Consider the following 20,905-nt stretch of genomic DNA (forward strand, 5'->3'; position numbering starts at 1 on the left):
TACCCCTGGAGTACCAGGCGGACCCTGCATGCGGCATGAGCGTCGTACGGGGGTCGAGGTTCCCGGCAGACGGACCGTGGAACCGTCCCGTGTCGAGCCGAACCCCATCGCAATGGTCACGACGTCATTCTTGATGTATTGCATGATGTCGCAGCCGCCGTGCCATCGGTAACCGAGCCGCCCGGTGAGTGGATTCCAAGTAAATGTCACGGGTCGGATGCGTGACGACCATCAACATCTACGCGATAACGCGGCTGGCGATGCCATCGTCAAATTCCTTGCCGAGGAAAATGATGCGGCCCTCGAGAAGAGGGTTGTAAACCGCATCCATGCACTCCACTCGCCCCCTCGCGCTTAACGAAGCTACACGCACTGCGCCCCTATCCATGGAGGAGTTGAGAAGCTGTTCGCTCAGAGCGGAGGGTGTGACCGGGGCGCACTTGGCCTGAAAACAGGCGGAGTTCAGCCCCATGGGCGCCCTTGACAGCGGCGCAGCCGAGGCGACGCCTGCAATATATGGCGCATAAGGAAGTAATCGGCACTTGAATCCGGCCAGGAGCAAATCGGTTGCCCTGTCCCCCTGTGCACAGCGCAGACGATGCGGTGAAACGCCAGGTCGAAGCACAGAGGCGGAGTCGGCTTGTCCACACAGCACGTTGCCGGCGCACTCGCGTATGTGGCTCTGGTAAGCGTTGAAGGTCAGCAGCAAGGGGAACGGGCAGTTGTGCGGGTGGGCATGCGTGATTAGAGTGAGCGGCCGTCTGTGCTCGGAGTGGTCGGCGGGGGCCGGTTGACCCGGGTCTGAGGGAAAGGAATTCCGTCTTGACCGAGACCGAGAAAGCCGCCGCCGATCCCGCGATAACCGACAGAAACGACCGCCCCGACAGCCCCGGCGGGATCGAGGTGCTCGCCTCGCTCAGCCCCGACTTCACCGCCGACCCGTACGTCGCCTACCGTCGGCTGCGCGAGCGCGGTCCGGTGCACCAGGTAATGACGCCCGACAGAGGGCTGGTGTGGCTCGTGGTCGGGTACGAGGCCGCGCGCGAGGCCTTCGGCTCCCCGCAACTCAGCCGGGACTGGCAGCGCGAGTACCGACAGCCCGGCTGGAGCCCGCCGTACGCCCTGAACATGCTCGGCAACGCCAACATGCTGATGAGCGACCCGCCCCACCACACCCGGCTGCGGAAGCTGGTGTCGCAGGAGTTCACGGCCCGGCGGGTCGAGCGGATGCGGGGGCGCGTCCAGGAGATCACCGACGAGCTGCTGGACCGCATGACGGCGGACGGAGCGCGCCGCGCCGACCTCATCGAGGCGTTCGCCTCCCCGCTCCCCATGATCGTCATCTCCGAACTGCTCGGCGTCCCCGGCCTGGACCGCGCCGCCTTCCACGCCTGGTCCAACGAGACCCTCGCGCCCACCAGCCCCGAGGCGGAGAAGGAGGCGTACGAGCAGGTCATGCCGTATCTCGCGGGGCTCATCGCCGCCAAGCGCGAGAACCCCGGGGAGGACCTGCTCAGCGCCCTCGTCCACACGGTCGACGAGGGCGGCGACCAGCTCACCGAGGACGAGCTGGTCTCGTTGGCCTTCCTGATGCTCGTCGCCGGGCACGAGACGACGGTCAACACGATCGGCAACGCGGTGCGCGCGCTCCTCGCGCACCCCGATCAGCTGGCGGCCGTACGGGCCGATCCGGCGGGGCTGGCGGCGGGGCTGGTGGAGGAGACGCTGCGCTACGACGGGCCGGTGGAGACCACCACGCCGCGCATCGCCCTGGAGGAGACCGAGATCGGCGGCGTACGGGTGCCGCGCGGTGCCATCGTGCTGATCACCATGGCGGGCGCGGACCACGACCCGGCGCGCTTCCCTGATCCGGAACGCTTCGACGTACGGCGCGAGGAGGCCCGGAGCCATCTCTCCTTCGGCCACGGGATCCACTTCTGCCTGGGCGCCCCCCTCGCCCGCCTCGAGGGCGAGGTGGCGCTGCGCACGCTGATGGAACGCTGCCCGGACCTGACGGCGGACGGGGAGCCCGGGGAATGGCTCCCGGGGATGCTGATCCGGGGAAGGCGGAGCCTGCCGGTGCGGTGGTGACACGCCCGCCGCGGGCGGGCTGACGGCCGGACAAGCGACCACGGCACGCCGTGCGCGCCGGTCAGCCGAGACTGCCAGCGGCGGGGTCCGCGGTGCTGACCGCGGACCCCGCCGCTGGCGAGCACCAGGAAGGGGCTATTCCTCCCCCAGGTCAGAGCCGTTACTTCACCGGCTCCAGGATCGCGACACACTCCACATGATGCGTCATCGAGAGCACGTACGAATCGGGGTCGTCCAGCAAAGCAGCAGGTCAAAGGCCACATGGATCGCCATTCACAGCCCCTCGTGAGGGTCCGTGCGTCAAACGAGCGTCACTGGTCCTGGCGTCGGTCGCGGTCTCGGCACGTCGCATGTCTCACCAGCCGCACGTCCTACCCGAGGTCTGCCAGCAACGAGTCCAGAACAGCCTCCTCCTCTATACGCACCCCGTGCTCAGCGAGGGCAGTCGCCAGATCCGGATCCCATGGCGACAGAGCCGACATCCCGGTCAGAGGCAGGAGAGCAGAACCGGCAGCGGCTACCGCCGCACGGTATTCCTCGGCTGTGTAGCGCCATGGCTGCCACGGCACGTGCTGGTGCAGCGTCGTGGCGATGCGCAGGCCGCCCCAGTCGAAGTCGCCGTGGTAGCGGAATTCGGCACGGAGCTCGTGGAGGTGCGCCAGGAGGGCCAGGGCGGCAGCCGACGGCTGGCCCTGGAGGCAGACCAGCGGAAGGGCGTCCGGGCCGTAGGTGTCGGCCGCGGCCGACAGAACGGCGGGATTCTCACAGATGTGGACCACCAGCGGCGTGGTCCGGGGCGGATGGTGCGCGAGCTGGCGAAGGGTGAGTACACACGGCTCCCCCATGTCGGCCATCCAGTCCAAAGCGGGGGTCCCTCGGAGGTTGAGGGTGAGGACTGTGGAGGAGACGTCGTCACGGAGAAGGCCGGCGGAGGCCCAGGCGGCCCGTCGCCAGGCTGCGCCCGCCCCGTCCGGATGTCCGGTGAGGGCACGGATGCCGGAGAGGCAGAGCGTCGCCGGGGGCGTGCCGTCGTCCAGTGCGTGGGCGCTGCCCAGGATGTCCGCGGCGAACACGGAGAGGGAGCGCGGCGGCTCGGCCGGCAGTTCCCGCAGGACGCGAGCCACCTGATCGAGCAGCGGTCGGGCGGCCTCAGGCGTACGGGCGAGACGCCGCACAAGGCCGTCTTCGCGTACCCGGCCGGCCCATTCCTCGAGGGACGGAACCTCTCCGGCGAGCCCGGTGAGCGGAGCGTAGGCCTCCGCCCAGGCCTGATCCTCACTCCGGCGGACCTCTTCGAGAGAGATGACGGGCCCGGTGAGCGTCGTCACAGCAGCCGTCAGGCCCTCGGGGCTGACGCCTGATCTGACCAGTACGGCGTCCACGGCGTCGAGCCGGACCGTCAGCGCCTTGCCATCACCCGGGGCCCGGCCCAGCAGCCGCTCGGCCGCGTCCCGTTGGGCCGGGGTCGCCGCGGCCAGGGAGACGGGCCCGGTGAGCGGCTGCCCACGCTCCAGCCGGCGGCGTACGCGCTCCAGCAGCCAGGCCAGCTCGGGCCCGCCGAGGAGGCGGCGCAGGCGGGCTTCGTCGACCGGAGGCCTGTTCACGTCCACAGGGGCTCCGGGTCCGGCGTGCGCACCGGGTCCTCGTGACGGGTACGAGCCGTGCCGTCCCATTCCCAGCGGGTGACCAGAACGGCGGCCACCTCGTCGACCCGGGACAGCTGGGCGATGGCGATGCCCGGTACCTGCGGATAGCAGGCCCATTCCCGTTCGCTGGTCATGACCACATCCAGGTCGAAGGCGTGCAGGAGGCCGAGGCACTTGGCGCGCGAGTCGTCGTCGACGCCCGCGAACGCCTCGTCCAGGGTGACGAGTCGTGGTGCGTACGGGCTGGCCGCGCTCGCGTAGTGCGAGGAGGCCGCGGCGAACAAGGGCACGGAGACCGCCAGGACGCGTTCGCCTCCGGACGCGGGACCGGTGGCAGGCACCCAGCGACCGTGCTGCTGCCGCTCGACGGCGAACTCGTGCCAGGAACGGTAGTCGAGCGCCGCCGTGAGGTGTTCCAGCCAGCTGCCGGCCGCGTCCTCGGTCTGCTGGCGGGCGATCTGCTTCTGCAGGAACTCCCCGACCGCGGCCCGGTCCTCGGGAGTCCAGGCGTCGGCGGTCTGGAGCAGTCGGCCACGGGCCTGGGCAAGGCCGGCAGGTGCCTTGCGGGAGGCCCGCCACACCAGGCGCAGGGTCATGCCGGTGGAGGTCGGACGGTCCTCCAGCTCGGCGTTCATGGCGAGCACGTGCCGTTCGGCGGTCGCGATCAGCTCCTGAAGAGTGCCCGCGACCTCGGTGATGAGGTGGGTTTCAAGGATTTCGCGTTCATTCGCGGAGAGGATGCGGGTGAGTTCGCCGACCTCGACCGCCAGCGCCTCGGCGAGTTCGGGTACGGCGCGTTCGCGGCCCTGGTAGACGATGTCGACGATCATCCCGTCCTCGACCATCCGGGCCGAGGCGGTATGGCCGTGTCGGGACAGCGCGTCCTGAAGGGTTTTGAGCTCTTCGCTCAGACGCCGCTGTACGCGCTCCCAAGCACCGTCCGAGTCGTCCGTCGTCGACAGCTCCGCTTCGAGGGAACGGGCGAGGGCGATGGCCGGGGTGGCCGCCCACGGGCCGTCGGCTGCGGCCGGTACGGCGAGTTCGGGAAGCGCGACCGCGATCAGCCCGGTGGCGGTGAAGCGCTGGAGCGCGGCGATGGCCTCGGAGCGCGCGGAGGCAGCCTCGGTGACGGCTTTCTCCAGCTGTTCGATCCGGCCTTCGGCCCGGTTGGCCCGCCGGTCCGCCTCCGTGCGGCGGTCCTGGGACAACCGCTGATCGGCAGCGCAGCCGCGCAGGGCCTCCGCGGTCTCCGCCAGCCGCCGTTCCAGCTCGGCCACGGCCGCGCCCACGGTCGAGCGCAGCGTGGTGAGCCGCTCGTCCGCGGCTGCCGCCTCGCGGGCGGCCTCCTCCGCGCGCAGGGCGAGTTCGGCGGTGCGCTCCCCTGCCCGGCCGGTTTCCTCACGCTCCTCCTGTGCCTGCCGTGCCGCTTCGGTTCGTTCGCGCAGGGCGGGCCAGAGTGCGGCCAGGACGGCCGCGAGTTCGACGAGGGCCTGCCGTACGACGGCCAGCGCCGGCCGGTCCGGGGGCAGCCCCAGATCGGCGGCGGCCTCCTGTAGCTCGGCGCTCGCCAGCTCCGACCGCTCGGCTGCGGCCAGCGCGTCGGCGGCCCGTCCCTCACGACGGGACCTGGCCCGGCGCGCGGTGTCGGCGGCAGCCGCCGCGCGGGCGTGCGCCCGGGTCAGCGGCCCGTCGTCGGGCACCGCGGCCAGTTCGGCGTCGAGCGTACGGCGCCGGGTCTCCAGAGCCTGCGCGTGCACGGCCTCGGCTGCCTCCTCTCCCTGGAGAAGGGAGAGTTCGGCGCGCAAGGTGGTGATACGGCTGCGCCGCGCGGCTTCCCGGGCGCCCGCGCCGATGTACTCGGCCGCAGGTTTGGCCCACCGACCGATGAGGACGCCTACGCGGTAGCGGCCGTCCGGAGCCGCCCATGTGCCCGCTGTCGGCTCGGTGCCCCCTGGCCCGGCACCCGCCTCCGCGTCCCCGGCGACCGCGCCCAGGCCGATCGCCGAGAGGAGTCGGCCCACGGTCTCCTCACCCACGTGAGCCGCCTGGGCATCGCCGTGGTCGACGGCCGGGCGCAGCACGTCGGCGAGCGACGGCCCGTCGACCGGACCTGTCCGCGCGTCGAGGAGTACGTCGTGACCGTCCGCCGCCAGGGCCGCACCGTCGGGGCGCACCCACGCGTCCAGCAGCCCGGCCGCCTCCAGGGCCGCCTCCAGGCCGGCGCGCTCCCGGTCCGCGACCTCGTCCCGGAAGTCGACCAGCCGCCACAGTGGGGCGCCGGGCGCCTGATCGCGCAGACCGGGGTTCCGGGGGTACGGGGCCTGCGGTCCACGGCGGCCGCCGGCCTCCAGCTCGGCGAGTTCCTGTTCCGCGTCTCGGGCACGGGCCGCCAGGGCCGCCCCGCGCTGCGCTGATTGCGCCGCCTGGTCGGCGAGTACCGCTGCCGTGGCGCTGTGCGCGTCCGATCCGTGCCGGCGTGCCGGGTAGGGCCCGTCCTGGTGCCGGGTCCACTCCTGGAGCTCGTCCAACAGTCCGACCGGGTCGGCGTACGCGAGCTCCTCGCACCGGCCCGCGTGCTCGCGCACGGCGTCCACCAGGGCCCGGCCCGCGGCCGTCACCGTCTCGTCGGCCGCGCCCTGTTCCTCGGCGGCGTGCGCCAGGTCGGTTTCCGTCTCGTCGAGCCGCAGTGCGGCGGCCCGGCGCTCGGCCGCCGCCGCCTCGGCGCGGTCCGCGAGCTCCTCGACGTGCGCGAGGGTGCGGTGTCGGCGGTCGGTCGCCTCGGTCACAGCGGCGCGCAGTTCGGCCGCCGTCAGCCCCTCGTCCCCGGGCAGGTCCAGCCGGGCCGCCTCGGCGGTTTCCCGCGCGAGGCGAAGCGTGTCCTCGACTCGGTGCCCGGCGGCCTGGAACCGGTTCTCCGCCGCCGCGAGGCGCCCGAGCGCCCGTGTGTGCAGCAGCGCGGCCTCCTCACGGTCGGCGCGTGCGCGTGCACTGTCCTGCCCGCACCGTTCCAACGCCTTGGCGGCCCTCTCTAGTTCATGAGCGCTGCGCATTTCCGGGCCCTCACGCAGGGCCGCGTCGACGGCCTCCAGTCGGGCCTGCGTCTCGGTGAGCGCGGCGATCCGCTCATCGGCCGCCGCCCGCTCCTCCTCGGCCGCGGCCTTCTCGGCCTGTGCCTCGGCGAGGTCGCGCAGCAGGTGCTCGTACTTCGAGTGCTCGCTGCGCGGGAGGCGTGCGCGCCGGCGGGAGGCGATGCGGGCATAGCGCCGGTAGTGGTCGAGGAACGCGGAGGCCGCGCGCTCGGCCGCGCCGGCGGCCCGTAGCTCCTCCTTCTCCTCGTCCAGGGAGCGGAATGCCTCGGCCACGTCCGCGATGACGGCCTGGTCCATGGGCGGAAGCGCTTCGGTGAGCGCGCGGGAGAGGGCGGCTTCGTTGGGGCGTTTGGACAGTTGGGGCTGGCGCAGCTGGATGAGCAGGTCCACGAGGGCGCCGTAGCGCTGCTCCCCGAGCCCGAAGAGCGCCTCGTCGACGGCCCGGCGATAGGTCTTGGCCTGGTCGTAGACCATTCCGTGTCCCGCGACCGCCTCGATGAGCCGGTCCCGGGACAACACCGTGCCGGTGGCGTCGAGGAGGCTGAGCGACCCCTCCGACACCGCCCCGGCCGGTGCGTGGTCGATCCGCTGGGCGGTCACCGCCCACCAGTGCCGGGCGATGCCGCGCCCGCTGACGGCCTTGAGCCCGCAGAGAAGCGTACGGAACTGCTCCTCGCCGCTCACCTCGTCGCGGCGGCCGAACTCCACCCAGGTGTAGCCGAGCCGTTCGGAGTGGGGGTGCTCTCCGCCGAGCAGCAGATTCCACTCCATCCTCTTTCCGGCGTCTCCGTCGGGCTCCACCCGGCGCGCGCTGAGGTCCCCGTCCAGGAGGAAGGGCAGGGTCAGGGCGAGCACCTTGGATTTGCCTGTGCCGTTGTTCCCCCGGAGCAGCAGCCGCCCGTCGCGGAAGTGGAATTCCTCCACGTCGTAGTGGAAGAGATCGACGAGACCGATCCGCAGGGGCTGCCAGCGGGCGCGCGCGGGGACCGGGAGTACGGCACGGGGGGTCAACGCTGATGAGCCTTTCGCTGCGCGGGCACCTGAGCGGTGCCGACTGTGCGGGGTTCGAGTACGACGGTCTCGCCGACCGCGTACCGGGCGAGCGCCGGGCGTGGCACCACCCCGTCAGGAGTACGGGAGACCAGGCCGAGGGCGGCGAGCCGACTGACGGCCTGCTCCACGAGCTCCCCCTCGGCTCCCGGCTCGCGGGCCGACTTGGACCAGAAGCCTCCGTGTTCGGCGGCCAGTGCGGCAACGCGGCGTTCAAGGTCTGCCGTGGAGACGACCGGACCTTCGGCACTCGTGAGGTACTCGGCGAGCAGCAGGGTGACGTGACCGTGGGTTCCGGATTCCGGCATGCGGAGGTCGGTGAGGTCGTCGTCGGGGTCGACCATGGCGATGCCTTCGGCCCTGACCTCGGCCACCAGGCCCGTCAGTTCGGTGATGCGTGCGGTGAGGAAACCGCGCTGGCGGGTGAGGTAGCCCAGCTCGGCGTCGGTCAGTTCGTCGTAGTAGAGCACGGGGTCGTCCAGCAGTCGGCGGGTCAGCGAGCGGCGCATCGCCCGGAACCGGAGTTCGTCGCTGTCGAGGGCCGTTTCGGCGGTGAGCCCGACGAGCCGCTCGTCCAGGGTGGCGGCCCGGATGGTGGACGGGCCGCGTCGGGTCGCGAGCAGCCCGGCGAGCACCCGCCGTTCGACGTCGTACAGGACGTCTCCGGCGCCGCTGACGTACGCCTCTTCGTCGCCGGCGACGCGCCGCAGTACTCCGAGGCTGAGCAGGAGGCGTACGACGGCGGCGAGGTCGAGGCGCTCGTCGCGGCGGTCCAGGGTGAACTGGATGCCCGTCGCGGCCAGCTGCGGATCAGTGGCGTCGAGGACGACCTGGTCGGCGAGGCGGCCGAGCGCGATCTGCGCCTCGCCGCGTTCGAGGGCGGCGAGGGCGAGGCAGAGCAGGACGTACCGGCGGCGGGTGAAGGGGGCGGCGCTGCGCGTGGCCTCGCGGGCGGGGTGGGTGGCATCGGCGAGGTGGGCCGGGATCTTGCCCAGCCGGGCGGTCTCGGCGTCGACCTGGAGGGACCAGCCGGTGTTGCGGTCGAACCACTCGCGCAGGTCGGAGGCGTGCCGCCGGACGAGACGGAACTCGTCTGCGTACGCGCCGACGGCGAGCAGCAGAGGCTGCTTGAGCAGAGCGCGGGCGGCCTTGCGCAGTTCCGCGGCGTGCTGCCCGTCCAGCACTTCGGCGAGCGGAGTACTCACGGTCCGTCGTCTCCTTCCGCCAGATCGATGATCTCGATGGTGTGGTCAGGGCCGCGGAAGACGCCGCCCGGCGTGCGGACCTCGGCCGCGGATCCATCGGCCAAGGCGGTGAGTCGGATCTCCATGGACCCGTCGTTGCTGGTGGCCACCGTGTGCGTCATACCGGGCCGCCAGGTGGCCAGGGCGTCCCCGAGGAGCTGGAGGAAGAGCCGGAAGCTGACGGGGTCGAGCTCGCCGAGCCCGGACAGGCGGGTGATGCCGTCGGTGACGAGCCGGGCCCGCGCGGCCGCGATTTCCGCGGCCTGCTTGACGGCCACCTCGGCGAGCCTGCGGCGCGCTTCTTGCCGGTCCTCCACCTTGCGGGTCTTGCCGCGCCGCTCGTAGCTGCCGGTACGGCGCAGCTGCGGGCTGATGCGCAGCGGCTCGGCGTCGGCCCATGGGGTGGACGCGGGGTCGGGCCGGGCGGCGCGGGCGGCCAGCGTCTCGGCGTCGACCGTGAGGTGCCGGGCCGGGTACAGCCCGAAGGCGGTGCGCCATAGCCGATGCCGGGCGTCGTCGTCGGGGGCCTCGGCGAACCAGCGGGCGAGCGTACGGAAGTCGGCGGAGCGATCGGAACGCCCGGCTCGGCGCTCGTTCAGCGACCGTACGACGGCCAGCAGCTGGGGTACGGCCCCGAGCGCACGGCCGCGCAGCAGCCGGGCCTGCGATTCCCGGCCGTCCCGGCTGAGGAACCAGGCCGCCAGCCCCGCCCACCGGCCGGCCCACCGCTCGTACGCGGCCTGCTCGGCGTATGCGGCCTCCTGCGGGGTGGCATCGGCGGCCTCCCGGGCGGCAGCGGCCCACAGCAGCGCCTCGATGCTGCCACCCTCCTCCAGCTCCAGGATCAGCCGGGCGATGCGGCCGCCGAGGGTGATGAGGTCCTGGATGAACCGCTCCAGGTACTGGATGAGCTGGTCCTTGTAGGCGAGGAAGACCTCCTCCCCCACGTCGTGGAGGTCGATGGTCCTCTGCAGGGACCCCATGAAGGCCCGGGCGTTGTCGGCCAGCGCCCCGAACCGACTGGCGAGCCCGTCCAGCGCGAGATGCGTCTTGGCCGGATCCGGCGCTTCCTCGGCCGCCAGCACAAGGAGGGCGCGGAGCTGGGTGACGATGTCGTGCAGCGCGACGGCCTGGAGCGCACCCCGCCGCCCGAGCGCCTCGTCGTAGGCGGACAGGGCCTCCTCGGCCGCCTCGCCCTCCCGGGTGAGCTGGTAGATGTACCGCTTGCGGTAGAAGTCCTCGACGGCCGTGACCCGCCCGGTGTCCGGGTCGGCGCGCAGGTTCCCCCACTCGACCAGCTTGTCCAGTGCGCCGACGACACCCTCCAACTCGCCGGGCCGTACGGCGGCGGGCAGCCCGGCGTAGACGTCCTCGGGCCGCAGGTGTACGGCGAACCGCTCCTTGGCCACGAGGAAGGCGCGCATCACCGAGCGGTAGAGCAGCACGTTCGGGGCGGTGAGATGCGCGAAGGGCCCGTAGCCGGCCGGAGGGCCCTCCGGCCGGGAAGAAGTGATGTCCATCGCCTGCAATCCTCCCGGACCGTTCTCCGTGATCGGCAGGGACTTAAGTACTTGACCGATTCGCACCGCTCTTGATCGCGCCTGCCCTGCACATCCGCAGCATCCGCGAGCCCGGGTCGCGCTGCCCGCTTCGTCGCAGGTGCCCCTGATGTCAGGGCCCACCGTTAGGATCTCCCGAGAGCTTTGTCTACCGCCGGATGGCCGAGTCAATCAGCTCTTCAGCACGCAGCGACGAAGCGGGGGCCGCACATGCGGGAAGGCCGGTGGACCACGGTCACCGAGTCCGAGTACGAGCACGAGCACCGCGGCCTGGAAGCCATCCGCGAGAAGCTGCCGGACTCCGATCCCTGGCGGGCCTGGTCGAACTTCACCTTCACCGCGAACACCGGGCACGTCCGCGAGATCGATCTCCTCGTCATCGCCCCCGGCGGCGTCTGCATGATCGAGCTGAAGAACTGGCACGGCTCCGTGACCAGCGAGAACGGCACCTGGGTCCAGACCGCGCCCAACGGTCGTCGCGTCCTGCACGGCAACCCACTGCACCTCGTCAACAAGAAGGCCAAGGAGCTCGCCGGACTGCTCGGCCAGAACGGCAAGCGCGTCTGGGTCGCCGAAGCCGTCTGCTTCACGGACGACGGCCTGCGCATCCGACTGCCCGCCCATGACGAGAACGGCGTCTACACCGTCTCCGAACTGGTCGCGATGCTGCAGCAGCCCCCGCGTGACGAGCGCCGACGCATCACCGCCGTCGACTCCCGCGAGATCAAGGCCGCCCTGGAGCGGGTCGGCGTCCGCCCCAGCGATGCCAAGTACAAGGTCGGCCCGTACGAGCTGAAGCGGAAGGCCTTCGACTCCGGCGAGACCTGGGCCGACTACCTCGCCGAGCACACCGAGCTGCCCGAGGTGGCCCGCGTCCGCATCTACCTGCGCGAACGCGGTTCGGACACCTCGATCCGGCAGTCCGTGGAGAACGCCGCCCGGCGCGAGGCCGCGGTCCTGCGCCGCTTCCGGCACCCCGGCGTCGTCCAGCTCAAGCAGTACGACCCGTCCGGGCACGCCTCCGGCCCCGCCCTGATCTTCGACTACCACCCGCACACCCTGCGTCTCGACGAGTACCTCCTCCAGTACGGGGAGAAGCTCGACATCCTCGGCCGCATGGCGCTCGTCCGCCAGCTCGCCGAGACGATGCGCTCCGCGCACTCCAGCCGCATCCACCACCGGGCGCTGGCCGCCCGCTCCGTCCACGTGCTGCCACGCAACCGGGGCCGCGAGGGTCAGGCCGTCGGCGAGGACGCGGCCTGGCTCTCCCCGCACCTGCAGATCTCCGACTGGCAGATCGCCACCCAGCGCAGTGGCACGGGCTCCGGGGAAGGGGCGACCCGGTTCGCCCCGACCGCGCTGTCCGCGATGCACCTGGCGGAGGGCTCCGACCCGTACCTGGCGCCCGAGCTGACCGCTCTCAACGCCGACCCGGTCTACCTCGACGTCTATGGCCTTGGCGTCCTCACCTACCTCCTGGTGACGGGCAAGGCACCGGCCGCGAGCCAGGCCGAGCTGCTGACCCGCCTCGAAGCCGGTGAGGGTCTGCGTCCCAGCTCGCTGGTGGACGGCCTCTCCGAGGACATCGACGACCTGGTCCAGGCGGCCACCGCCTACCGGCCCGGCCAGCGCCTCTCCAGCATCGACGAGTTCCTCGAAATGCTGGAACTCGTCGAGGACTCCCTCACGACCCCCGCCGCGCCCCCGGTACCGGAAGCCCCCGAGAAGGACCCGCTCGAAGCCGTGGCCGGCGACGTACTGGGCGGCCGCTGGCAGGTCCGCCGCCGCCTGGGCACCGGCTCGACCAGCCGCGCCTACCTCGTGTACGACCAGGACCACGTGGCGCGCAAGACGCGCCCGCTCGCCGTCCTGAAGGTGGCGCTCTCCGACAGCCGGGGCGAGATCCTCGCCCACGAGGCCGCGGTCATGGGGCGCCTGCGCGCCGACTCCCGCGTCATCCGGCTCGTGGAGCCGGAGCCGCTGAAGATCGCCGACCGCACGGTACTCGTCCTGGAGTACGTGGGCGACGAGCGGGAGGAGACCGGCGAGGGCGAGGAGTCCGGAACCCCCCGTACCCGCCGCCGCGAAGAGACGGTCGCCCGCCAGCTGCGCGAGAGCGGACGCCTCCAGATCGACCAGCTGGAGGCGTACGGCGACTACCTCTTCGGCGCCGTCGACTTCCTGGAGGGCGAGAGCGTCTGGCACCGCGACATCAAGCCGGACAACATCGCCATCCGCATCCGCCCGAACCGCACCCGCGAGCTCGTCCTCATCGACTTCTCCCTGGCCGGATACCCGGCGAAGGACTACGAGGCGGGCACCGAGGGCTACCTCGACCCGTTCATCGGGACGCTGACCCGGACCGCCTACGACTCGCACGCCGAGCGGTACGCGGTCGCGGTCACCCTGCACCAGATGGCCTCGGGCGAGCTGCCCAAGTGGGGCGACGGCTCGGTACTGCCCCGGATGACCGACCCGAAGAAGCACCCGCACCCCACCATCGCGAAGGACGCCTTCGAGCCCGGGGTGCGCGACGGCCTGGTCGCCTTCTTCGAGAAGGCCCTGCACCGGGACGCCGCCCAGCGCTTCCCCGAACTGAAGCCGATGCGGGACGCCTGGAAGAAGATCTTCCTGGACGCCACGCAGACCGTCCCGTCCAGCCACCGCTCCCGCCACCCGGAGCCCTCCGAGACTCCGTCCCTCGACGCCGGCCAGGCCACCATCGCGGACGCCGAGCCGCTCACCGCGGAGCAGCAGCGCGAGCAGCTCGCGGCGGAGGTCACCCGCGACACCCACCTGTCGGCCGCCGGCCTCACCCCTGCCGCCGAGGCGTTCCTGTACGGGCTCGGCGTCACGACGGTCGGGGAGCTCCTCGACTACAGCCGCCGCAAGCTCCTCAACGCACCCGGTCTGGGTGCGAAGACCCGCAGCGAGGTCCAGCGTCGCCAGCGCGAGTGGGGCGACCGGCTGCGCGAGACCCCGATCTCGCCGCTCACCCCGAGGGGCCGGGCCGAGGCCAAGGAGGAACTGGCCCAGCTGTCCGCCACCGAGTCGGCTCTGCTCGGCACCCTGGCCAGTGGGGACGCCGCCGGGGGCCTCACCGGCTCCGCGCTGCGCGCGGTCAGCCTGGACACGCTGGCCACGATCTTCGTACCGGAGCTCAACAACAACCGCTCGAACCACAACAAGGTCGAGACGGTACGCCTGCTCCTGCGTCTTCCCGACGCACAGGGCGAGCTCCCCGACATCGGGGTCTGGCCCAAGCAGAAGGACGTCGCGGACGCGCTCGGCCTGTCGGCCGGCCGGATCCCGCAGCTCCTGAAGGAGGAGCGTAAGCGCTGGAAGAAGCACCCGGCAGTGCAGGCCCTCCGCGCCGAGATCATGGATCTCCTCTCCGACCTGGGACGGGTCGCCTCCGCCGCCGAGATCGCCGACGCCCTCGCCGTGCGGCGCGGTACGCAGCTGTCCGAGCGCGAGCAGCGACGCGCGCTGGCGCTGGCCGCCGTACGGGCCGTGGTGGAGGTGGAGCAACTGGAGCCCGAGGAAGCCGAGTTCCAGCACCAGCCCAACCGCAAGGCCACCGAGGAGGCCCTGGGCGCGGGTCTCCTGGCCCTGGACGTCCGTGAGGACGACGCCCCGGACACCCCGACGGCGCCGGGTCTGCTCGACTACGCCACCCGTCTGGGCAAGACGGCCGACCGCCTGGCCAAGCTCGAAACCCTGCCGACGGCGACGACGGTACTGACCGAGCTCGGCTCCCTCACCCCGCCGCCCGGCTCGGTGGAGTGGGACGAACGCCGCCTGGTGGAGCTGGCAGCCGCCGCTTCCCTCAACGCGGCGGCGACGCCCCGCCTGGAGATCTACCGGCGCGACCTGTCCCTGGTGCGCGCCCTGCGGCTGACTCAGGCCGGTCTGGTCCGGCTCATCCCCGGCGTCCCCGAGGCCCGCCAGCCGGGAGTGACCGGCGAGGACGTCCACGAGCGCGTCCGGGCCCGCTTCCCCGAGCTGGTCCTGCCGGACGCCCGCGGCGGCTTTTCCCACGACCTCCCGACGGCCGGCCCGCTGACGAAGGCCCTGCGGGACGCGGGCTTCGACCTCACGCTGTCCACGCGCGAGGACACCAAGACCCTGCGCTACCTCCCGACCCGGATGGACAGCGCGTCCAGCTACCTGACCACGGGTGCGTGGCGGCAGGCCACGGACGTGGGTGCGGTAACGCGGTACGCGGACGACCCCGCGCTGGCGGGTGCGGTCCGCGCGCAGGAACGCCTGGCCGCTTCGGCCCGCCGCGACGGCTACCGGGTCCTGACCGTGCACCACCACCGGCCGGAGGAAGCGGTACGGGCGTTGGGCGCGGCCCCCATCTCCGCCCAGGCCGTCTCGGTGACGGCCCTCTTCCTGGAGGCGATGCACGCGCTGGCTCCGGAGGGGTCGAAGCCGACGTGGGAGACGCTGCTGAAGGCGGACGTGGCGGAGGCGGGCTCGCGGGGCGCGGTGAAGTTCGCGGAGTACGCGCGGACGGCGTGGGGTGCGGTGGAGCCGCAGGTACGCAGCCTGCTGGACCGCGCCACCGGCTCGGGCCCGGTCCTCCTGACGGAGGCCGCGGTCTTCGCCCGCTACGACGCGATGGGCGTCCTGGACCGCCTGGCGGAGGCGGCCCGCCAGGGCGGTCGCGGCCTGTGGTTGCTGGTACCGCAGGGCGACCCGTCCAGGGAGCCGAAGCTGAGCCAGGTAGCGGTGGCGTACCAGGCAGGCCTGGGTGAGTGGATCGAACTTCCGGACTCGTGGGTCAAGGACGCGAGTACGAGCAAGGCAGCAGTGACGGACGGAACCGAGGGAGACACCAAGTGATCGACCGCAAGGCCCTGTTGAACGACCTGAAGCAGCAGGTCAAAGCGGTCGAGACGGACCTCGGCAAGCAGGTCAAGGCCGTCACGGAGGTGGGCACCCGCCTGCGCGCCGAGTACGACCAGGCCCGCAAGCTGGGGCGTACGGCGGCGACGTGGAACTCCTGGCTGGATGAGCGGATCACCCAGGTCGCGGTGGCCTGGGTCCTGGGCACGGTCTTCGTCCGCTTCTGCGAGGACAACCAACTGATCCCGGAGCCCTACCTGACGGCGCCGGACCCGGACCGTCGCGACCTGGCCCTGGCCCGGTACGAGGAGTACGTGGCGAAGGACGCGGACCCGACCTTCCGCGGCTGGCTGGAGCGCGCGTTTGCGGACCTGGGCGCGGGTCAGGCGGGCCGGCTCCTCTTCGACCGCAAGCACAACCCGCTCTTCCAGATCCCGCTGTCGCACGACGGGGCGCGGGAACTGATCGCGTTCTGGCGTGAGCGCGATGAGGCAGGTGTGCTGGTCCACGACTTCACGGACAAGCTGAACGAGGACGGCACAGAGGGCTGGGACACGCGGTTCCTGGGCGACCTGTACCAGGACCTGAGCGAGGCGGCCCGCAAGACGTACGCGCTGCTCCAGACCCCGGAGTTCGTGGAGGAGTTCATCCTCGACCGGACCATGGACCCAGCGGTCCGTGAGTTCGGCTACGAGGGCCTGAAGATGATCGACCCGACGTGCGGGTCGGGTCACTTCGTCCTGGGCGCGTTCCGGCGGCTGGTGCGGCTGTGGGCCGAGGGCCAACCGGGCCGGGATGCGTATGGGCGAGTGCAGGCCGCACTGGATTCGGTGCATGGCGTCGACCTCAACCCGTTTGCCGTGGCCATCGCACGGTTCCGGCTGCTAGTAGCGGCTATGGCTGCAAGCGGGATCCGAACGATCGCAGAGGCCGCGAAGTACGAATGGCCTATTCACTTGGCTGTGGGCGACTCACTGATCAAGGCTCGCCAGATGGAGCTGACGCTTGGAGGCGACGAGGACGGCGATGATCCGCTTACATCGTTCGCGTATGCCACCGAGGACGTTCACAACCATCCCCGGATCTTGCAACCAGGGCGCTACCACGTTGTCGTGGGGAATCCCCCATACATCCAGGTCGAAGACTCCAACCTCAACAAGGTGTACCGCGAGCTCTACGACGCGTGCTCCGGCAGCTACGCACTCTCCGTGCCCTTCGCTCAGCGATTTTTCGAGTTGGCTAAGCCGAGCAACGCCGAGGGATGCGAATGCGGCTTGATTGGCCAGATCACCTCAAACTCTTTCATGAAGCGCGAGTTCGGAACGAAGCTGATCGAGAATTACTTCCGGGACCGCGTGGAGCTGACCGAGGTAATCGACACTTCCGGCGCCTACATTCCCGGCCATGGAACACCGACCGTCATCCTGGTCGGTAAGCGCCGCGAGGGTGGTATGCGCTCAGCGACCATCCGCACGGTGCGAAGCGTTCAGAGCGAACCAGCAGCACCAGAACGCGGCGAGGACGGGCTCGTTTGGAACGCAATCGTTGACCAAATCGACAAACCAGGCTCCGTAAGCCAGTGGGTCTCTGTAGACGATCTGGATCGTGCAGCCTATTTCAGCCGGCAGCCCTGGATTTTGACCGATGGCGGCCTTGAGATGGTGAAACAAATTAACAGGGCATCATTCGGCCGCCTCAAGGACGAAGCATCCAGCATCGGCCGAACTACTTCCACTGGAGCAGACGACGCCTTCTTCCTGCCGGACGAGGCTACTGCTCGGCGGCTCGGCTTCGATGGCCAGGTGCGCCGGCTCGTGGTGGGCGATTCCGTCCGAGACTTCAGATTCACCAACTTCACCTCAGTGGGGAATCCTTATACCGACAAGCAACAGCTTGACCTTCGCCCCGAGTCCGACGCACTCATCACCCGTCTATTGTGGCGCGACCGTACTCGCCTGCGGAAACGAAAAATCTTCGGAAAGAGTCTTGATTCAAATGGACGCGCTTGGTATGTACATTTGGAGAATTACAGCAGCAAGCTGACGTCTAACCTTGGAATCAGTTTCGCCTTCGTCGCAACGCATAATCACTTCGCGCTTGATCGGAACGGCCATCTCTTCAACCGAACCGCACCGGTGATTAAGTTGCGGGAGGGTGCGAGCGAAGAGGATTACGTGCGCCTCATGGGGCTGCTCAATAGCTCCACAGCAGGCTTCTGGCTACGGCAGGTAAGTCACGACAAGGGGCGCCCAGGTGCAGATATCGCCGGAGCGGACGAGCCGTGGGAACACCGCTTCGAGTTCACGGGAACTAAACTTGAGGAGTTCCCCCTCCCCCATCAGTTCCCGACAGCACTCTCCTCCGCTCTGGACGCGCAATCCCGGGAGCTAACCGCCGCCTCAGTTACCCCGGCAGCCGTACCCACGGCAGCGATGCTCCGGCAGCGCCGGGACACGTGGGAAAAGACCCGAAGCCGCATGATCGCCCTCCAAGAGGAGCTGGACTGGCAGGTCTACGCGTTGTACGGCCTTCTCGGTGCGTCGCTCACTGCGCCCGTTGACGAAGTACCGGAAGTTGCCCCGGCCGAGCGCGCCTTCGCCATCGTGCTGGCCCGCAAGATGAATCGCGGCGAAGTCAATACTTCTTGGTTCAATCACCACAACCACAAATTCACCCCAATCACCGAGATCCCCACGCACTGGCCCGCCTCCTACCGTGAGGTCGTCCAGAAGCGGATCGACGCCATCGAGTCGAGCCGTGCCATCGGCATGGTCGAGCGGCCGGAGTACAAGCGGCGGTGGGCCACCGAGGGGTGGGACGCGCTGCAGGAGAAGGCCCTGCGCTCCTGGCTGCTCGACCGGATCGAGAGCCGTGATCACTGGTTCGATGAGAACGGAATGCCCGCCCTCCTCAGCCTCTCCCGGCTCACCGACGCACTCTCCCGTGACGAGGACTTCGTCTCCGTCGCCAAGATCTACGCGCCCCGCAAGGAACTGCCCTCCGTCGTCGCCGAGCTGATGACCGACGAGCACGTGCCGTTCCTGCCCGCCCTGCGCTACAAGCCCTCCGGGCTGAAGAAGCGCGAGGACTGGGAGCACGTCTGGGACCTCCAGCGGCAGGAGGATGCCGCCCCGGACGAGCCGGCCAAGCGGAAGATCCGGGACAAGATCCCCGTACCGCCGAAGTACACCTCGGCGGACTTCCTGCGGCCCTCCTACTGGAAGGCCCGCGGCAAGCTTGACGTGCCCAAGGAGCGGTTCATCTCGTACGGGCAGACCAACACCCCCACGCCCGACCTCTACGGTTGGGCCGGTTGGGACCACCGGGAGCAGGCGTACGCGCTCGACGCGTACATCGCCTCCCACGAGGCACTGACCTCCGAGGAGCTGACGCCGTTCCTGGCCGGGCTGCTGGAACTCCAGCCCTGGCTTGAGCAGTGGCACGACGAGTTCGACGCGAACTTCGGCGCCTCGCCGGCCGCGTTCTTCCGGGGCGACCGGCAGATGGTTCAAGGCGAACACGGCCTGACCGACGACGACCTGCGCGCCTGGCGCCCGGCCGCTGCCACCCGAGGACGACGCGCCACCAAGAAGTAGCGCCAATGACGACGAGCGGCCTCCGAGAACCAAAGGGTTTTCGGAGGCCGCTCAGCCGTGGTCAATCCTCAACGGAGCAGCCGGTCGCCCTTGACGGCGGTGACGAAGGCCGACCAGCCAGCCGCCGGGAACACGAGCACCGGACGGTGCGGGTCCTTGCTGTCCCGCACTGGGACGACAGCCCCGAAATCGTCACAGACCTCGACGCACGCACCACCGTCCGGGTTGCTGTGTGAGCTCTTGCGCCAGGTCGCGGCACTCAGGTCGATGGATCGCACGGCACTTCCTCCAACATGCGCAGGACGAACTTCCGCGACTCGGCCGGGGACAATGCCAGGTCGCGCACCGCATCGTAGGCGCGTTGCAGTCGCTCCACCGTGGCGTTTTCTTCGACCAGTTCGCCCTGATAGGCATTCTCGGTGTACGCCACCGTACGCCCGTCCGGCATCCGCAGAAACCACACGTCGGTGCTCACCAAGCCGTGCGGCTCAGCACTCTCGGGCAGCACATGAATCGTCAGGTTCGGACGCTCGGCCATCTCGGCCAGGTAGGCCAACTGCTCCCGCCACGCCTGCTTATCTTTCAACGCCATCCGTAAGGCCGCCTCCGACAGGATCGTCCGGAACGGCGGTGCCCCCTCCCCCTCCAGGAGCTCCTGCCGCCCCAGCCGCGCCTCCACCTGCTGCGTCAGCCCGTCCCCCGTGAACCCACCCGCAGCCAGCAACTCCCGCGCATATCCCCGGGTCTGAAGCAACCCCGGCAGCACACTCACCGCAAAGTGCCACAGGCTCACCGCCTCGGCCTCCAGCGTCATGTACCGCCGGTACCGCTCCTTGAACTGCGTCTTGTCCCCGCGTGCCAGCTCCCACAGCACGAGCAGCATCCCCGACGTCCCGTAGTGCTGGTCCAGCGCATGGACCACCTCCGGCCCGCCCAAGGTCTCGCCCTTCTCCATCTTCCCGAAGAGCGACCAGTCCCACCCCAGCCGGTCCCCCAGCTGCCGCAGGCTCGCGCCGCTCCGCGCCCTCAGGTGCCGCAGCTCCTCCGCGAAGCGCTGCCGCGGCTCCTGGCTCCGACCCGTCACCACCCGACGTGGCGGCATCGCGGCTCCTCCCCTGATCTCCGTGGAAGGTGTGGAACTACCGCTGCGGGCCGAGGAACCAGACCCCGTCCACAGTGTCGCCAGCCTCCTGCGGGATCCATGCTCGTAGTGCCCGGGCTACGCACCGTAATCCACCCCACACCCTCCGGTCCGGGAAACCAGAACACGGCCAGCCGAAGGAGTCCGCCATGCCCACCTCCCGCCCCAGCACCCCCAACCGACGCAAGATCAAGGAAGCCATGGACGCCCGCGACGCCCTCGCCTCCGCTCTCACCCGGGCCGGCATCCAGTTGCCCGCCATGGACGTCCGTACCCCCTGGGCCGACGAGTCCCGCTACGCCCTCGTCCACCTCGGACTCTGCTCCGCGCCAGTGGCCCACGCCCTCGCGGAAGTGATCACGCGGGGCGCCTCCCGGTGACGGCCGAACCTCACCCCGACCGCCCCGCCCTCGGCGAGATCGTCCGCGACACCCACCTCAACCGCCTCGGCATCGTCACCGATCGCCTCGGCCCGTACCTCCGGCTCCGCCCCCTCGCCGGCGGCCGGGAATGGGACGCGGACCCGGAAGACACCGAGCCCCTCAGCCCACCCGAAGCCCTCCGTGCCCGCCTCGCGGAGGTGAACGCCCGAAGCCGCAAGCCCCGTCCGAGCGGGTGAGCCGGCCTCCCGCCCC

11 protein-coding genes are annotated in these 20,905 nt (G+C 70.5%); 5 read left to right on the forward strand and 6 right to left on the reverse strand.

What is annotated here, in order from left to right; translation table 11 throughout:
* Nucleotides 1-897 precede the first annotated feature (897 nt).
* Nucleotides 898-2,091 (forward strand): cytochrome P450, encoded by a 1,194-nt coding sequence (locus tag ACIA8N_RS16305; protein ID WP_399416592.1) that lies wholly within the window; start codon nt 898-900, stop codon nt 2,089-2,091.
* Between the two features lie 371 nt (nt 2,092-2,462).
* On the opposite strand, the gene ACIA8N_RS16310 is transcribed toward ACIA8N_RS16305, so the two are convergent.
* Genes ACIA8N_RS16310 through ACIA8N_RS16325 form a run of 4 tightly spaced genes read right to left on the reverse strand, consistent with a single transcriptional unit; the run spans nt 2,463 to nt 10,640 of the window.
* On the reverse strand, nt 2,463-3,695 hold the full coding sequence (locus tag ACIA8N_RS16310; protein WP_365779606.1) for a TIGR02679 family protein: 1,233 nt from the start codon (nt 3,693-3,695) through the stop codon (nt 2,463-2,465).
* Nucleotides 3,692-7,837 (reverse strand): TIGR02680 family protein, encoded by a 4,146-nt coding sequence (locus ACIA8N_RS16315; protein WP_365779604.1) that lies wholly within the window; start codon nt 7,835-7,837, stop codon nt 3,692-3,694. The genes ACIA8N_RS16310 and ACIA8N_RS16315 overlap by 4 nt, the downstream gene beginning before the upstream one ends.
* On the reverse strand, nt 7,834-9,081 hold the full coding sequence (locus tag ACIA8N_RS16320; RefSeq protein ID WP_365779602.1) for a TIGR02678 family protein: 1,248 nt from the start codon (nt 9,079-9,081) through the stop codon (nt 7,834-7,836). Before ACIA8N_RS16320 ends, ACIA8N_RS16315 begins: the two co-directional genes overlap by 4 nt.
* Nucleotides 9,078-10,640, reverse strand: a complete 1,563-nt coding sequence (locus tag ACIA8N_RS16325) for a TIGR02677 family protein (RefSeq protein WP_365779600.1) — start codon at nt 10,638-10,640, stop codon at nt 9,078-9,080. The genes ACIA8N_RS16320 and ACIA8N_RS16325 overlap by 4 nt, the downstream gene beginning before the upstream one ends.
* 249 nt (nt 10,641-10,889) lie before the next feature.
* Here ACIA8N_RS16325 and pglW point away from each other — a divergent pair, with 249 nt between their 5' ends.
* Nucleotides 10,890-15,530: a BREX system serine/threonine kinase PglW gene (pglW, locus tag ACIA8N_RS16330; RefSeq protein WP_365779598.1), complete on the forward strand. Its 4,641-nt coding sequence runs from the start codon at nt 10,890-10,892 to the stop codon at nt 15,528-15,530.
* Nucleotides 15,527-19,129: a BREX-2 system adenine-specific DNA-methyltransferase PglX gene (gene pglX, locus ACIA8N_RS16335; RefSeq protein ID WP_365779596.1), complete on the forward strand. Its 3,603-nt coding sequence runs from the start codon at nt 15,527-15,529 to the stop codon at nt 19,127-19,129. Before pglW ends, pglX begins: the two co-directional genes overlap by 4 nt.
* Nucleotides 19,130-19,197: 68 nt before the next feature.
* Here the strand turns inward: pglX and ACIA8N_RS16340 are convergent, their stop codons facing one another.
* A complete protein-coding gene (locus tag ACIA8N_RS16340) occupies nt 19,198-19,407 on the reverse strand; it encodes a DUF397 domain-containing protein (protein WP_365779594.1) in 210 nt (69 codons plus the stop codon).
* Nucleotides 19,389-20,231, reverse strand: a complete 843-nt coding sequence (locus ACIA8N_RS16345; RefSeq protein ID WP_365779592.1) for a helix-turn-helix transcriptional regulator — start codon at nt 20,229-20,231, stop codon at nt 19,389-19,391. The genes ACIA8N_RS16340 and ACIA8N_RS16345 overlap by 19 nt, the downstream gene beginning before the upstream one ends.
* A 188-nt stretch (nt 20,232-20,419) precedes the next feature.
* On the opposite strand from ACIA8N_RS16345, the gene ACIA8N_RS16350 reads away from it, so the two are divergent.
* Both ACIA8N_RS16350 and ACIA8N_RS16355 read left to right on the forward strand, forming a co-directional pair.
* On the forward strand, nt 20,420-20,650 hold the full coding sequence (locus tag ACIA8N_RS16350; RefSeq protein WP_365779590.1) for a hypothetical protein: 231 nt from the start codon (nt 20,420-20,422) through the stop codon (nt 20,648-20,650).
* On the forward strand, nt 20,647-20,889 hold the full coding sequence (locus tag ACIA8N_RS16355) for a hypothetical protein (protein WP_399416516.1): 243 nt from the start codon (nt 20,647-20,649) through the stop codon (nt 20,887-20,889). Before ACIA8N_RS16350 ends, ACIA8N_RS16355 begins: the two co-directional genes overlap by 4 nt.
* Nucleotides 20,890-20,905: the final 16 nt, after the last annotated feature.

The sequence above is a fragment of the Streptomyces sp. NPDC051822 genome, assembly GCF_044452745.1.
GTDB lineage: Bacteria > Actinomycetota > Actinomycetes > Streptomycetales > Streptomycetaceae > Streptomyces.

Coding starts and splice junctions, on each gene's coding strand:
- ACIA8N_RS16325 (WP_365779600.1), bottom strand. CDS start 10,640: ATGGACATCACTTCTTCCCGGCCGGAGGGCCCTCCGGCCGGCTACGGG.
- pglW (WP_365779598.1), top strand. CDS start 10,890: ATGCGGGAAGGCCGGTGGACCACGGTCACCGAGTCCGAGTACGAGCAC.
- ACIA8N_RS16345 (WP_365779592.1), bottom strand. CDS start 20,231: ATGCCGCCACGTCGGGTGGTGACGGGTCGGAGCCAGGAGCCGCGGCAG.
- ACIA8N_RS16350 (WP_365779590.1), top strand. CDS start 20,420: ATGCCCACCTCCCGCCCCAGCACCCCCAACCGACGCAAGATCAAGGAA.